13 protein-coding genes are annotated in these 14272 nt (G+C 65.2%); 8 read left to right on the forward strand and 5 right to left on the reverse strand.

Annotated elements, in window-relative coordinates; translation table 11 throughout:
* Positions 1-15: 15 nt before the first annotated feature.
* Genes cyoB through I6F12_RS26950 form a run of 6 tightly spaced genes read left to right on the forward strand, consistent with a single transcriptional unit; the run spans position 16 to position 5766 of the window.
* Positions 16-2013 carry a cytochrome o ubiquinol oxidase subunit I gene (gene cyoB / locus I6F12_RS26925; RefSeq protein ID WP_109142142.1) on the forward strand — a complete coding sequence of 666 codons (1998 nt, stop codon included), beginning with the start codon at positions 16-18 and terminating at the stop codon, positions 2011-2013.
* Entirely contained in the window at positions 2014-2643 is a 630-nt protein-coding gene (cyoC, locus tag I6F12_RS26930) for a cytochrome o ubiquinol oxidase subunit III (protein WP_225157601.1), read from the forward strand.
* Complete coding sequence (gene cyoD / locus I6F12_RS26935) at positions 2640-3020, forward strand: cytochrome o ubiquinol oxidase subunit IV (protein ID WP_225134383.1); 381 nt, start codon at positions 2640-2642, stop codon at positions 3018-3020. Before cyoC ends, cyoD begins: the two co-directional genes overlap by 4 nt.
* Positions 3017-3868, forward strand: coding sequence for an SURF1 family protein (locus I6F12_RS26940; RefSeq protein ID WP_225157602.1), 852 nt, complete (start codon positions 3017-3019; stop codon positions 3866-3868). Before cyoD ends, I6F12_RS26940 begins: the two co-directional genes overlap by 4 nt.
* The gene (locus tag I6F12_RS26945) at positions 3840-5243 is read left to right on the forward strand and encodes an ATP-binding protein (RefSeq protein ID WP_225128415.1); all 1404 of its coding nucleotides are present in this window, start codon (positions 3840-3842) and stop codon (positions 5241-5243) included. Before I6F12_RS26940 ends, I6F12_RS26945 begins: the two co-directional genes overlap by 29 nt.
* Positions 5233-5766, forward strand: a complete 534-nt coding sequence (locus I6F12_RS26950) for a response regulator transcription factor (protein WP_225132071.1) — start codon at positions 5233-5235, stop codon at positions 5764-5766. The genes I6F12_RS26945 and I6F12_RS26950 overlap by 11 nt, the downstream gene beginning before the upstream one ends.
* Positions 5767-6017: 251 nt before the next feature.
* On the opposite strand, the gene I6F12_RS26955 is transcribed toward I6F12_RS26950, so the two are convergent.
* On the reverse strand, positions 6018-6722 hold the full coding sequence (locus tag I6F12_RS26955) for a glutathione S-transferase family protein (protein WP_225157603.1): 705 nt from the start codon (positions 6720-6722) through the stop codon (positions 6018-6020).
* A 108-nt stretch (positions 6723-6830) separates the two neighbouring features.
* On the opposite strand from I6F12_RS26955, the gene I6F12_RS26960 reads away from it, so the two are divergent.
* Positions 6831-7202 carry a helix-turn-helix domain-containing protein gene (locus I6F12_RS26960; protein ID WP_225153298.1) on the forward strand — a complete coding sequence of 124 codons (372 nt, stop codon included), beginning with the start codon at positions 6831-6833 and terminating at the stop codon, positions 7200-7202.
* Positions 7203-7238: 36 nt separating this feature from the next.
* Positions 7239-8627 carry an adenylate/guanylate cyclase domain-containing protein gene (locus tag I6F12_RS26965; RefSeq protein ID WP_225157620.1) on the forward strand — a complete coding sequence of 463 codons (1389 nt, stop codon included), beginning with the start codon at positions 7239-7241 and terminating at the stop codon, positions 8625-8627.
* Between the two features lie 84 nt (positions 8628-8711).
* On the opposite strand, the gene I6F12_RS26970 is transcribed toward I6F12_RS26965, so the two are convergent.
* The 4 genes from I6F12_RS26970 to I6F12_RS26985 all read right to left on the reverse strand — a co-directional run bounded on the left by I6F12_RS26970 (position 8712) and on the right by I6F12_RS26985 (position 14078).
* The gene (locus tag I6F12_RS26970) at positions 8712-9536 is read right to left on the reverse strand and encodes a CarD family transcriptional regulator (RefSeq protein ID WP_074447640.1); all 825 of its coding nucleotides are present in this window, start codon (positions 9534-9536) and stop codon (positions 8712-8714) included.
* Between the two features lie 344 nt (positions 9537-9880).
* Positions 9881-10219, reverse strand: a complete 339-nt coding sequence (fdxA, locus tag I6F12_RS26975) for a ferredoxin FdxA (RefSeq protein WP_018643465.1) — start codon at positions 10217-10219, stop codon at positions 9881-9883.
* 132 nt (positions 10220-10351) lie between these two features.
* Positions 10352-10603: a S4 domain-containing protein gene (locus I6F12_RS26980; protein ID WP_074447665.1), complete on the reverse strand. Its 252-nt coding sequence runs from the start codon at positions 10601-10603 to the stop codon at positions 10352-10354.
* A gap of 31 nt (positions 10604-10634) precedes the next feature.
* Complete coding sequence (locus I6F12_RS26985) at positions 10635-14078, reverse strand: helicase-related protein (RefSeq protein WP_225157604.1); 3444 nt, start codon at positions 14076-14078, stop codon at positions 10635-10637.
* Between the last annotated feature and the right edge of the window lie 194 nt (positions 14079-14272).

Consider the following 14272-nt stretch of genomic DNA (forward strand, 5'->3'; position numbering starts at 1 on the left):
CTAAAGAGAACGCGCATGTCTCCTGATCTTCTCAAGCTCATCTTCGGCCGGCTCGGCCTCGAATCGCTGCCGCTGCACGAGCCGATCGTCGTCGGCACCTTCGTAGTGGTCGCGCTCGGCGGCGCCGCGCTGCTCGGCGGCCTCACCTATTTCCGCCTCTGGGGCTATCTCTGGCGCGAATGGTTCACCACGGTGGATCACAAGCGCATCGGCATCATGTACATGATCCTCGGCATCGTGATGCTGCTGCGCGGCTTTGCCGACGCGCTGATGATGCGCGGCCAGCAGATGCTCGCGTTCAACGGCTCCGAAGGCTATCTCAACGCCCATCACTACGACCAGATCTTCACCGCCCACGGCGTGATCATGATCTTCTTCGTGGCGATGCCGCTGGTCACCGGCCTGATGAACTACGTCGTGCCGCTGCAGATCGGCGCGCGCGACGTCTCGTTCCCGTTCCTGAACAATTTCAGCTTCTGGATGACGGTCGGCGGCGCGGTGCTGGTGATGGCCTCGCTGTTCATCGGCGAATTCGCCCGCACCGGCTGGCTGGCTTATCCGCCGCTGTCGAACATCGGCTACAGTCCCGACGTCGGCGTCGACTATTACATCTGGGCGCTGCAGGTCGCCGGCGTTGGCACGACGCTATCCGGCATCAACCTGATCTGCACCATCGTCAAGCTGCGCTGCCCCGGCATGACCATGATGAAGATGCCGGTGTTCACCTGGACCTCGCTCTGCACCAACGTGCTGATCGTCGCCTCCTTCCCGGTCCTGACCGTGGTGCTCGCGCTGCTGTCGCTCGACCGCTACGTCGGCACCAACTTCTTCACCAACGATTTCGGCGGCAGCCCGATGATGTACGTGAACCTGATCTGGATCTGGGGCCACCCCGAAGTCTACATCCTGGTTCTCCCGGCCTTCGGCATCTTCTCGGAAGTGACCTCGACCTTCTCGGGCAAGCGGCTGTTCGGCTACACCTCGATGGTCTACGCCACGGTGGTCATCACCATCCTGTCCTACCTCGTGTGGCTGCACCACTTCTTCACGATGGGCTCGGGTGCCAGCGTCAACTCGTTCTTCGGCATCACCACGATGATCATCTCGATCCCGACGGGCGCGAAGATGTTCAACTGGCTGTTCACGATGTATCGCGGCCGCATCCGCTACGAGCTGCCGATGATGTGGACCATCGCCTTCATGCTGACCTTCGTGATCGGCGGCATGACCGGCGTTCTGCTCGCGGTGCCGCCGGCCGACTTCGTGCTGCACAACAGCCTGTTCCTGATCGCGCACTTCCACAACGTGATCATCGGCGGCGTGGTGTTCGGCGCGTTCGCCGGCATCAACTACTGGTTTCCGAAGGCGTTCGGCTTCAAGCTCGATCCGTTCTGGGGCAAGATGTCGTTCTGGTTCTGGGTCACGGGCTTCTACCTGGCCTTCATGCCGCTCTACGTGCTCGGCCTGATGGGCGTGACCCGCCGCCTGCGCGTGTTCGACGATCCGTCCTTGCAGATCTGGTTCGTCATCGCCGCGATCGGTGCCGTGTTCGTCTTCATCGGCATCCTCGCGATGCTGATGCAGTTCGCGGTCAGCCTGCTCAAGCGCGAGCAGCTCAAGGACGTCACCGGCGATCCCTGGGACGCGCGCACGCTGGAATGGGCGACCTCCTCGCCGCCGCCGGACTACAACTTCGCCTTCACCCCGGTCGTTCACGACAATGACGCGTGGTGGGACATGAAGCGGCGCGGCTATCAGCGTCCGCTCACCGGGTTCAAGCCGATCCACATGCCCAGCAGCACCGGCACCGGCATCATCCTCGCCGGCTTCGCCACCGCGATGGGCTTTGCTCTCGTCTGGTACATGTGGTGGCTCGCCGCCCTGAGCTTCATCGCGATGCTCGCCGTCGGGATCGGCCACACCTTCAACTATCACCGCGACTTCGACATTCCGGCTGACGACGTCATCCGGACCGAGGACGCGCGCACCAAGCTGCTCGCCGGAGCCAAGTAAATGACTGTTGCCCTCAATCCCTCGCAGACCGGCGAGCCGGTCTTCTACCTCGCCGACGAGCATCCGCATCCGGAAGGCTGGAGCACCTCGCTCGGCTTCTGGATCTATCTGATGAGCGACTGTCTCATCTTTGCGATCCTGTTCGCCACCTACGGCGTGCTCGGCGGCAACTATGCCGCCGGCCCCGCGCCGAAGGACCTGTTCGACCTCACCCTGGTCGCGGTGAACACCTCGATGCTGCTGCTGTCGTCGATCACCTACGGCTTTGCGATGCTGACGATGCAGCAGAACAAGGTCGCGCAGACGCAAATCTGGCTCGCGATCACCGGCCTGTTCGGCCTCGCCTTCATCGGCATCGAGTTCTTCGAGTTCGCCCACATGATCCACGAGGGCGCCACGCCGCAGCGCAGCGCCTTCCTCTCCGCCTTCTTCACCCTGGTCGGCACCCACGGCCTGCACGTCACCTGCGGCCTGATCTGGCTGGTGACGCTGATGGTGCAGGTCGGAAAGTTCGGCCTGATCGAGGCCAACCGCCGCCGCCTGATGTGTCTGTCGATGTTCTGGCACTTCCTCGACGTGGTCTGGATCGGCGTCTTCACCTTCGTCTATCTCCTGGGAGTTCTGCGATGAGCACCGATACCCACGCAGCTGGCGCGCACGACCATCACCACGAGGGCGGCCACGCCCACAGCACGTTCTCGGGCTACATGCTCGGCTTCGTGCTCTCGGTCGTGCTCACCGCGATCCCGTTCTGGCTGGTGATGAGCGGCGCGCTGCCGAGCAAGCAGATCACCGCGCTGGTGATCATGGCCTTCGCAATCGTGCAGATCGTCGTGCACATGGTCTATTTCCTGCACATGAACACGGCCTCCGAGAACGGCTGGACCATGATGGCGCTGATCTTCACCATCGTGATGGTGGTGATCGCGCTGTCGGGTTCGCTGTGGGTGATGAGCCATCTCAACAGCAACATGATGCCGATGCACCAGATGAGCGGCATGAAGTGAGCGAAACCGGGACCGTGACAGGTGAGGACGGAGATGCGCGCAGCAAGGCTGCGCGGTCGCCGTCCTTGTGGCTCACGGTCCTCTCGCTCATTGCTTTCGTGCTTCTGATCGCGCTTGGCGTCTGGCAGATCGAGCGCCGCGCCTGGAAGCTGGCGCTGATCGACCGGATCGAGCAGCGCGTCCACGCGCCGGCTCAGCCGATCCCCTCGCCCGCGGCGTGGTCCACCGTCAGCGCCGCAAATGACGAATACAGGCACGTCAGCCTCAGCGGGCGCTTCCTGCATGAGAGCGAGACGCTGGTTCAGGCCGTCACCGAGGAAGGCCCCGGCTATTGGGTGCTGACGCCGCTTGCGCGCGACGACGGCATGCTGGTCCTGATCAATCGCGGCTTCGTGCCGTCCGAGCGCCGCGACGCATCGACGCGCCGGGACGGCAATCCGCAAGGTCGGGTCGAGATCACCGGCCTCCTGCGCATCACCGAGCCGAAGGGCGGCTTCTTGCGGACCAATGTGCCCCAGCACAACCGCTGGTACTCGCGGGACGTCGCCGCCATTGCGGCGGCGCGCGGGCTTGGCGAGGTCGCGCCCTTCTTCGTGGACGCCGACGCCGGATCACAAATCGCCGGCGGCCCAATCGGCGGATTGACCGTGATCCGCTTTCCCAATAACCACCTGATCTACGCGCTGACGTGGTTTGCCCTGGCTTTCATGCTGGCCGGCAGACTTTTCGTCATATTCGGCGGCGGGCTGTTCCGTCGCAAGCGCTTCGTCCACGACAAGGCCGGCGGCTCGGATGCCGACGCCCGCAGGACGGGATCAGATGCTGGAACGATCGTCGAGCCGACCTGACGACGGGAAAACGCTTTCCCAGACGCTTGGGCGTGATGGGCAAGCCGTCACGCTGCAATCGCAGGCCGACGCGCGCAGCGAGCTGATCGGCACCATGCCGACCGAGGACGAGACCAACCGCAAGAACATGGCGCTGCTGATCCAGCTGCGCTGGACCGCGGTGGTCGGCCAGATCGTGACCATCGGTGCCGTGCATTTCGGCCTCGGCATCCCCCTGCCGCTGGAGCGGATGGGCGCGGTGATCGGCGCGCTGGTGCTGCTCAACGTCTCCAGCCTGGTCTGGGTGCGCCATCGCGCTGCGATCACCAACAACGAGCTGTTGGTCGCCTTGATACTGGACGTCGCCGCGCTGACCGCGCAGCTCTATCTCTCCGGCGGCGCCACCAATCCTTTCACCTCGCTGTTCCTGCTCCAGGTGACGCTCGGTGCGGTGCTGCTCGATGCCCGATCGACCTGGTCGCTGGTGGCGCTGACCTGCGCCAGCTTCGTCTGGCTGACATTGGCCTACCGGCCGCTCGATCTGCCGCCCAATCCGTTGAGCGAGACCTATACGCTCACCGTAACAGGCATGCTCCTGGGCTTCGTGCTCAACGCCGTGCTGCTCGTCGTGTTCGTCACCCGCATCAACAGGAATTTGCGCGAGCGCGACGCGCATCTGGCGGCGCTGCGCCAGCATGCCGCCGAACAGGACCATATCGTGCGCATGGGCCTGCTCGCCTCCGGTGCGGCGCATGAGCTCGGCACGCCGCTCGCCTCGCTCTCGGTAATCCTCAGCGACTGGCGCCGCATGCCCGATCTTGCCGCCGATCAGGAGCTTGCCGAGGACCTCGCGGAGATGGAAACCTCGTTGCAGCGCTGCAAGTCGATCGTGACAGGCATCTTGGTGTCGGCGGGCGAAGCGCGCGGCGAAGGCTCCTCGCCGACGACGGTGACGGCCTTCGTCACCGCGCTGGTCGACGAATGGCGCAATGCGCGCTCCGCCCGCACGCTCTACTTCGTCAACACCTTCGGCGAGGACGTCGCAATCGTCTCCGACGTCGCGCTGAAGCAGGTGATCTTCAACGTGCTCGACAACGCCTATGAGGTCTCGCGCGAGTGGGTCGAGCTCGTCGCCGAGCGCGAGGGCGACAATCTCGTGCTGTCGATCTCCGACCGCGGCCCGGGCTTTGCGCCGGAGATGCTGGCGCAGCTGGGCAAGCCCTACCAGTCGAGCAAGGGTCGCGCCGGCGGCGGGCTCGGCCTGTTCCTGGTGGTGAACGTCGTGCGCAAATTGGGGGGCACCGTGAGCGCCAAGAACCACAGGAAGCGCGGCGCCACGGTGCGCCTCACGCTGCCGCTCGCAACATTGGCGATCGGAGGGAATTTTGACGCCTGACCGTTCGCTGATCGTTGTCGAGGACGATGCGGGTTTTGCCCGCACGCTGAAGCGCTCGTTCGAGCGCCGCGGCTACGAGGTGGTACTCGCCGCCTCGATCGAGGAGGTGCGCCAGGTGCTGGAGGAACGCTCTTTCGGTCATGCCGTGGTCGACCTCAAGCTCGGCGGCGCCTCGGGCCTTGCCTGCGTCGAGCTCCTGCACACGCATGACCCGGACATGCTGATCGTGGTGCTGACCGGCTTTGCCAGCATCTCCACCGCGGTCGAGGCGATCAAGTTAGGGGCCTGCCACTATCTGGCAAAGCCGTCGAACACCGACGACATCGAGGCCGCCTTCCACAAGGCCGAAGGCAACGCCGAGGTCGCGCTCGATGCGCGGCCGACCTCGATCAAGACGTTGGAATGGGAACGCATCCACCAGACCTTGATCGAGACCGACTTCAACATCTCGGAAGCGGCCCGCCGGCTGGGCATGCACCGGCGGACGCTGGCAAGGAAGCTCGAGAAGCGGCCGGTGAAGTAGGAGCGCTATCGCATTTGAGAGCATTCCCTGCGGTCCATCCTTCGAGACGCCCGCTTTAGGCGGGCTCCTCAGGATGAGGCGGAGTGCGCGGCAGCAGTTTTCAACGAGCACTGATGCTGATGAGCCTCATCCTGAGGAGGCGCGTCAGCGCCGTCTCGAAGGACGAGGCGTGCGCACCGGCCGCCTCCACGAGTCATATACGATAGCCCTCGGTCACGTAGGGGAAGCGCGTCGAGGCTCCTCCTGCTTGCCTATTTGCCGAACTGCGCGATCAATTCGGCCAGCGCGACGTGGCCTGTGCACGATCCCGTTCCCGGATCAGACCCGCCGTCCTCCAGAGCGGTGGCGTAGAGGACCGCGGGATCGGACTCGAGGCGTGCGCGCAGTGCCGCCAGCTTCGGCCAGCGGCTCCTCTCCGCGACCGCGTGGAAGTCGAGCCAGCGTGCGACGCCGACGAGCACGGCGTCGGCGAGGGTCGGCCGCTCCCCGAGCAGGAATTGTTGCGCTTCGATCATCGCTTCGAGCTTGTCATGACGCTCGATGACCCTTGCTGTACCAAAGGCGCGCAGGACCGACTTCGCGGCAGGCTCCATGGCTTCGGCTTCCAATGCGGCCCACAGCGGCGCGAAGGCGGCGGTGAAACCGGTATTCACGAACGCCATGAGCTGATGCATGCGATCGGATTGCCGTGACAGCGGATCGAAGCTGATGCGCCGTTCGACATCCCTGGCCTCTAGCCAGGCCGCGATCGCCATCGTTTCCGTCAGCACCTCGCCCTGCTCGGTGATGAAGACCGGCGTCTCGTGTCGCGGATTGATACGGGCGTATGACGGGCTTCGCATCTCGCCCATCATATCGACCCGACACAGCCGATATGGCTTACCCAGCCATTCGAGAGCAGCAACGAGCCCCATGGAGCTTCCCTTCGGGAAGCCGTAGAGTAGAATTGGGTCCATGATCCATTCTCCGTGATTTCTGATGATCACGCTGCGCAGCGGTGATGCGACCCTAGCCGCTCGCCGCATCAAGTAAATTACGAACTTTTTTGTAACCTGGAGGCGCCGATGAAGGATCTCGTGTCGAGATGTCCCATCGAGGAAGTGATGCAGATTCTGAGCGGTCGCTGGCCGACGCTGCTGATCTATTATTTGAAGCAGGGCACCAAGCGCTTCAGCGACTTGCGCCGAGACAATCCGACCATCTCACACAGGATGCTCGCGCTTGAGCTCCGCAAGCTGGAAGACGCCGGTATCGTAAGCCGCACGGAATTCGGCGGATATCCGCTGCGCGTGGAGTACGATCTGACGGCCGCCGGTCACGCGCTCGTGCCGTTGATCGATGCCCTGGGGGACTGGTGGGCGTCGGTTTCAGCCAGGGCTGACGGAGAAGAGCTTCGGGGTGAAATCCGCGTCTCGGCAACGACGCAGCGGACTTGATGCGCTGAAGGCTTAAACGAGGAGACTGCCGTGACAATGCTCGTCGAGCGCTTCAACCTGCCGGCTGCGCATTCGCCCGCGCCGAGCGAGCGCGATGTCGAAACAGTTCAGTTCGCACAAGCCGCGCTGACGTCCGCCAAGCGGGAGGGCCTGCAACTCGCGGTGCGGGCGCGCTATGTCGCCCTCGTCGTCATTGGCTGCCTGATCATGGTGATCAACCCGGCCTGGGAGCAGCTCTACTACGTGGCGCTGCTCGGCTTGTTCGCACTGATCGGCTGGGCCCAGGTCCGGGTTGGGCGGGTCGGCCTGTCACGGCCGGAATTGGCACTCCTGTTCTGCGACCTGGCGCTGCTGACCTGCCTCATCGTGGTTCCCAATCCGTTCGGAGCCTCGCACTGGCCGGTCGCGATGCAGTACCATTCCGGCAACTTCATCTATTTCTTCGTCCTGCTCGCGGGCGCCACACTGGCCTATACTTGGCGGACCGTGATTGCGGTCAGCGTTTGGACGGCTGCGCTCTGGTTGATCGGCATCGCCTGGGTCTGGTGGCAACCCGATCGCGATCCTGCGCTGACGGCCCGCATCGCGGCCGCAACAGGCAGCGATGAGCGCTTGTTTGCGATGATCTCGCCCAGCGAGATCGTGTTCCACGTTCGCATCCAGGAGATCGTCGTCTTCATGATCGTGGCCATGACCTTGGCGCTCGCGGTCCGCCGCAGCAACGACCTCCTGGTCCGGCATGCCGCGGTGGAGCGCGAGCGCGGCAACCTAGCGCGCTACTTCTCCCCCAATGTCGTGGCGGAATTGTCGAAACAGGACGAGCCGTTGAAGCAGGTGCGCACGCAACACGTCGCGGTGCTGTTCGTCGACATCGTCGGCTTCACGGCCTTTGCCGATGGACGCTCGCCGCAGGAGGTTGTGCGGACGTTGCGGGAATTCCACGGATTGATGGAGCAGGAGGTTTTCCGCCATAGCGGCACGCTCGACAAATATCTCGGGGACGGATTGATGGCAACGTTCGGCACGCCCTTTGCCGGCGAGCACGACGCCAGCAACGCGCTGCGATGTGCCCAGGCGATGATCGCGGCGGCGGAGAGTTGGAACGATCAGCGGGCAGCGTCAGGCGAGCCAAAGCTGCATGTGAGCTTTGGCTTGCATTATGGGCCGGTGGTGCTCGGCGACCTCGGGCAGACCTGTCTGGAATTTGCCGTGATCGGCGCGACCGTCAACGTGGCAAGCCGTCTCGAGGCCTTGACCCGCACCCTGGGCTGCGCGCTGGTGGCAAGTGACGACCTCGTCAGCCAGGCGAAGGCCGAGCTGGGCGGCGCAGCCGCAACGTTTCAGTCATTGGAAGCGCGAGAGGCGCGGGCGGTCCGCGGCATTCAGCAGCCGATCGCGATCTGGACCCAGCCGCGCGGCGCGTAGAGCCGAACTCCCGCGGCCTCAGGAAGCCAAACAAAAAGCCCGGCCAAACGGCCGGGCTTTTGATTGCTTGCGTTCGGCGCCGGCTTACGCGGCCTCGTCGGCGACGGTGCTGTCGTCGCCATCGGTATCGTCGGTATCACCCTCGGCATCCGTGTCAGCTTCGCCCTCGGCAGCTTCCGCCTTGGCATTGCGGCGCGGGCTCTTGGCGAGCTGCGCCTCGATCTCCTTGACCGCTTCGGTCTCGGTCGAGTGCTGCACCACCGCGATCTCGCGGGACAGGCGGTCGAGCGCCGCTTCATAGAGCTGGCGTTCCGAGTAGGACTGCTCGGGCTGCGATTCCGAGCGATAGAGGTCGCGCACGACTTCCGCGATCGCGACGATGTCGCCCGAATTGATCTTCGCTTCGTATTCCTGGGCGCGGCGCGACCACATGGTGCGCTTGACGCGGGCGCGGCCCTTGAGCGTTTCCAGCGCCTTCTTGACCAGCGCCGGATCGGACAGCTTGCGCATGCCGACATTGGCGACCTTGGCGGTCGGCACGCGCAGCGTCATCTTGTCCTTGATGAAGTTGATGACGAACAGCTCGAGCTTCGCACCGGCGATCTCCTGCTCCTCGATGGCCAGGATCTGGCCGACGCCGTGAGCGGGATAGACCACGAATTCGTTGGCCTTGAAGCCCTGACGCTGGGTCACGACCTTCTTTTCCTCGACCTTCGGCGCAGCCGCGGGCTTGGCGGCCGGCTTGGCGGCGACGGGAGCCTTGGCGGGCGCAACGGCAACAGGGGCCTTCGTCGCGGCGGGCTTGGCAGCGGGGGCCTTGGCAGTCACAGGCTTGACATTCAAAGGCTTGGCGGCAGCAGGCTTGGCAGCGGTCGCTTTCGCGGCCGGTTTGGCAGTCTTGTTAGGCATTGCGCTTCTTTTGTTCTTCGAGGACTTTGCAGCCGGCGCCTTCGTCGCGGTCCGACCCTTGGATGCGCTACGGCTGGCCGCGGCGACTTTTTTGGCCTCCTTATGGGAAGCCCTCGCTGAAGTACTCTTTTTACGCGTTTTCTGTGACACAGCCTGCGCGCGGAAACTGCCACGCCCCTGTTCGACATTTGGTTTCACGGGAACCCAGAGGGGCCAACGGGGCTGACGGGGTTCGGCTTAATGTGCCCAATATAGCACATTTCCCGCAAAAATCAATGATTTAGGGGTCTTGAGGGCTGGTTTTCGGCGGCAGCGCCGCTATTAGGGTTAAGTTTGGGCGCGAATTAGTCCCCAGAGCCGGGGTTCGGAGAAAAATATTTCTCGAACTTGCCTTCCATGCCGTCGAATTCCTTGGCGTCGGCAGGTGATTCTTTCTTCTGGGTGATGTTCGGCCAGCTCTTGGCGTAGTCGGCGTTGACCTGGAGCCACTTTTCGAGGCCCGGTTCCGTGTCCGGCTTGATGGCGTCGGCGGGGCATTCCGGCTCGCACACGCCGCAATCGATGCATTCGTCGGGATGGATGACGAGCATGTTGTCGCCCTCGTAGAAGCAATCGACCGGGCAGACCTCGACGCAGTCGGTGTACTTGCACTTGATGCAGTTTTCAGTGACGACGTAAGTCATCCAACGCTCCGAAAAGCTCTTTTAGAAGTCGCGGCTTGCCTAGCGCGGATGGCCGGGCGCCGCAAGGTCGGGAAGGCCCGATCATGACGGCTTTGTGTGTTTGATCGATCAAGAAATGAATGCAAAGCGCAATTAATTGCGCGTGCCGAGCTCCTCATAGAGCACGCGAGCCGAGGCGGCATCGCCACGGCGCTCGTTGAAGGCGGTGACCTTCAGCACGCGCACGGTGCGATCGAGCGCGATGGTGAGGACGTCGCCAAGCTTAATGGCATGGCCCGGCGACGTCTCGCGCACGCCGTTGACGCGGACATGGCCGGTGACGACGAGCTCGGCCGCGGAGGTGCGCGCCTTCACCACCCGCGCGTGCCACAGCCATTTGTCGATACGCTGCCGCTCGGTCGTCGTCGTCGTGGGATTACTCCTTCCGCCCCAGCTGCTCTTTCAGCGCGGCGAGCTTTGCGAAGGGCGAGTTCGGATCGACCGGACGATCGCGCTCGCGCGGGTTCGCGCTCGAGGCGTAGGGACGCAGCGAGGGACCCGACTCGCGATCACGGCGGTCGCGGCCCTTGTCGCGGTCGCGGCCGCGATTGTCGCGGCCCTTGTCGCGATCTCCGCCGAACTTCTTGTTGTCGCGGTTGCGATCGCGATCCTTGTCGCGGTCCCCCTTGCCCTGGAAGCTGCGATTGCGGTCGTCGCGACGCTCACCGCCCTCGCCGCCTTCACGCGGCTTGCGGAAGTCGCGGCCGCCATCGCGGCGATGGCCGCCGCCGTGACGATGGCCCGGCTTCGCGCCGTCGGCGGCTTCGCCGGGCGCGGCGCTCGCAGCATCGGGTGCAGCGCCAGCCTCAGCGCCGGGCCGCGGACGCTGGTTGTTGTGGCGCTGATGGCGATGGCGCTCGTGGCGCGGCTTGCGATCTTCGTGACGACCGGCAGGGCGCCAGACCTCGACCAGCTCAGGCTCGGCCGGTGCGACTGTTGCCTCAGGCGCGGCAGCATCGGGGGATGCAGCAGCTTCCGTCGCGGCGGTCTCGGCGGCAGCCGCTTCGAGGCCGGCAGCCTCGGCGGGCGTCGCAGCCTCTTCTGCGGGCGGCGCGATTCCGGGGGCGTCCTCGGGCGTGACGGGCGCTTCCGGAGACGCTTCCAGCGCCGGCTCCTCGTGAGCCTCCGCAGGAGCGGGCTCGTCGTGCGGCTCCATGCCGGGCGCGTCTTCGACGGTGACGGATTCGGCCGTAGCCTCAGCGGCCGGAGCCTCAGCCGGCAGGCCGGCAACGGCTTCCGCCGCAGCCTCGGTCGAGATCTCCGCGCTGCCTTCAGCGGGCGGCGTCTCGGCCGCGACGGTCTCAGTGACGATCTGCTCGGTCACGACCTGCTCGGCGACCACAGGCTTCGGCGGCAGCGGCGGGCGCTTCTCCATGCGATAGCCCAGCGCGCGCAGCACGGAGGCGAAATCCTCGCCGGCAGATCCGGTGAGCGAGGTCATCGCCTGCGTCACCACGAAGCTGCGGCCATCGAACGCGCCGGCGGGCTTCTCGCCCGGCGAATTCTCGCGCCAGGCCAGCGCCGGGCGGATCAGGTCGGCGAGGCGCTCCAGAATGTCGACGCGCACCGCGCGCTCGCCGGCCTGCTTGTAGCCGAGCACGCGATAGGCATCGCGCGGCAGCGCCTTGTCGACCGGGAACGAGGTACGGCCCGAGGAGGCCAGATGCTGCGCGCCCGAGAGCGCGGAGAGATCGACATTGTCCTGCTTCAGCGCCCAGAGCAGCGCGGCAAGCGCACGCGCGGCGGGCTTGAGCAGGCCGGGGAAATAGATGTGATAGGCGCCGAAGCGGACGCCGTATTTGCGCAACACGGCGCGCGAGGGCTGGTCGAGATCCTTCAGCTCGCTGGCGATCTTCGGCCGCTCGAGCACGCCGAGCGCCTCGACCAGCTGATAGGCGATGCCGCGGGCAATGCCGGTGACGTCCTCGGCCTTCGACAGCTCGAACATCGGCCCGAGCAGCTTTTCGATGTGCGTCTTGAGCCAGAGCTCGAGCCGCGCCTGCACCTTGTCGCGGGGCGCGCCGGTCAGGCGCTCGTCGGAGATGATGCGGATGCGCGGATGCAGCGCCTCGTCTGCGGCGGCGAGGCGCGCCACGGCATCGCCGGTCCAGCGGATGATGCCTTCGGACGTGAGCACGAACTGCTCGTCCGGCGCATTGCCCAGCTTTTCGGCGCGCGCGTTGATCTCGCCGGCGAGCACCGCTTGCGCTGCAGCCTGCAAGGCTTTCGCATCGGAGCCGGCTTCCGCCGCATCCGGTGCAAAGGTGAAGCCATCGAGGCGGCCGATGACATGGCCTTCGACGATGACTTCGCCGGTCTTGCCGATTTCAGTATTCAAGCTCGTGTTCTCCCGCAGGCGGCGCATCAATACACTGGTCCGGCGATCAACGAAACGCTCAGTCAAGCGTTCATGGAGCGCATCCGATAATTTATTTTCGACCTCCCGCGCGATCCCCTGCCAGCGTTCCGGGTCTTTCAGCCAGTCCGGGCGGTTGGCGACGAAGGTCCAGGTGCGGATCTGGGCGATTCGGGCCGACAGCGTGTCGATGTCGCCGTCGATGCGGTCGGCCTGGGTGACCTGGGACTCGAACCAGGCATCGGGAATGCAGCCCTTGCGCATCAGGAAGCCGTACAGCGTCGTCACCAGCTCGGCATGGGCGGCCGGCGACAGCTTTCTGTAGTCCGGGACCTGGCAGGCTTCCCAGAGCCGCTCCACGGCAGCCTTGCCATGCGCGATATCGCGCACCTCGCCGTCGCGGGCGGCGTGATCGAGCACGCGCATGTCCTCGGCGATCGGCGCGCGCGTCAGCGTCTCGTGGCCGGGGGCGAGGTTCAGCGAGACCTGGAGCGCGCCGAGCGAGGAGAAATCGAGCTTCGAATTGCGCCATTGCAGCACCTTCACGGCATCGAAGGTGTGGTTCTGCAGCGCGTTGACGAGCTCGGGCTCGAACGGCGCGCAGCGGCCGGTGGTGCCGAAGGTGCCGTTGCGGGTGGCGCGGCCGGCGCGCCCCGCAATCTGCGCGAATTCGGACGGCGTGAGGCGGCGGAACTGGTAGCCGTCGAACTTGCGGTCGGAGGCGAAGGCGACGTGGTCGACGTCGAGATTGAGGCCCATGCCGACGGCGTCGGTGGCGACGAGATAATCGACGTCGCCGTTCTGGAACATCGCGACTTGCGCGTTTCGTGTGCGGGGCGAGAGCGAGCCCAGCACCACGGCGGCGCCGCCATGCTGGCGGCGGATCAGCTCGGCAATCGCGTAAACTTCATCGGCCGAGAACGCGACGATGGCGGTGCGGCGCGGCTGGCGCGTGATCTTGCGATCGCCGGCGAACTCGAGCTGCGACAATCTGGGCCGCGTGATCATGGACACGCCCGGCAACAGGCGCTCGATGATCGGGCGCATGGTGGCGGCCCCGAGCAGCAGCGTCTCGTCGCGGCCGCGGCGGTTGAGGATTCGATCGGTGAAGACGTGGCCGCGCTCGAGATCGGCGGCGATCTGGACCTCGTCGACGGCGAGGAAGGAGACGTCGATATCGCGCGGCATCGCCTCGACGGTCGAGACCCAATAGCGCGGGTTCTTCGGCTTGATCTTCTCCTCGCCGGTGACGAGCGCGACGCTGGCCTCGCCCGCGCGGGCGGCGATCTTGTTGTAGACCTCGCGCGCGAGCAGGCGCAGCGGCAGGCCGATCATGCCCGAGGGATGCGCCAGCATCCGCTCGATGGCGAGATGGGTCTTGCCGGTGTTGGTCGGCCCGAGCACCGCAGTGACGCCCGCGCCGGGTGCGCGCTCGGAAGCGAAGGGGGAGGAGGAAAAAGCCATGTCTATCGGATTAGGTAATGGCGATTTGGGCGAATGTCAGTGCTGGATGGGGCGGTGAGGGGGCTGGCTCTTCGTTCCTCATCCTGAGGAGCGCGTCAGCGCGTCTCGAAGGATGAAGGCCCGGCTGGTGCTGCTGGGCGAGCCAAGCCCCTCGCCCTTCGAGACGGCCGCTTGCGCGGCCTCCTCAGGGTGAG

The sequence above is a fragment of the Bradyrhizobium sp. IC4059 genome (assembly GCF_020193615.1).
Classification (GTDB): domain Bacteria; phylum Pseudomonadota; class Alphaproteobacteria; order Rhizobiales; family Xanthobacteraceae; genus Bradyrhizobium; species Bradyrhizobium yuanmingense.

Coding starts and splice junctions, on each gene's coding strand:
- I6F12_RS26955 (WP_225157603.1), bottom strand. CDS start 6,722: ATGGACCCAATTCTACTCTACGGCTTCCCGAAGGGAAGCTCCATGGGG.
- cyoC (WP_225157601.1), top strand. CDS start 2,014: ATGACTGTTGCCCTCAATCCCTCGCAGACCGGCGAGCCGGTCTTCTAC.
- I6F12_RS26960 (WP_225153298.1), top strand. CDS start 6,831: ATGAAGGATCTCGTGTCGAGATGTCCCATCGAGGAAGTGATGCAGATT.
- I6F12_RS26970 (WP_074447640.1), bottom strand. CDS start 9,536: ATGCCTAACAAGACTGCCAAACCGGCCGCGAAAGCGACCGCTGCCAAG.
- cyoD (WP_225134383.1), top strand. CDS start 2,640: ATGAGCACCGATACCCACGCAGCTGGCGCGCACGACCATCACCACGAG.
- I6F12_RS26945 (WP_225128415.1), top strand. CDS start 3,840: ATGCTGGAACGATCGTCGAGCCGACCTGACGACGGGAAAACGCTTTCC.
- fdxA (WP_018643465.1), bottom strand. CDS start 10,219: ATGACTTACGTCGTCACTGAAAACTGCATCAAGTGCAAGTACACCGAC.
- cyoB (WP_109142142.1), top strand. CDS start 16: ATGTCTCCTGATCTTCTCAAGCTCATCTTCGGCCGGCTCGGCCTCGAA.
- I6F12_RS26985 (WP_225157604.1), bottom strand. CDS start 14,078: ATGGCTTTTTCCTCCTCCCCCTTCGCTTCCGAGCGCGCACCCGGCGCG.
- I6F12_RS26965 (WP_225157620.1), top strand. CDS start 7,239: ATGCTCGTCGAGCGCTTCAACCTGCCGGCTGCGCATTCGCCCGCGCCG.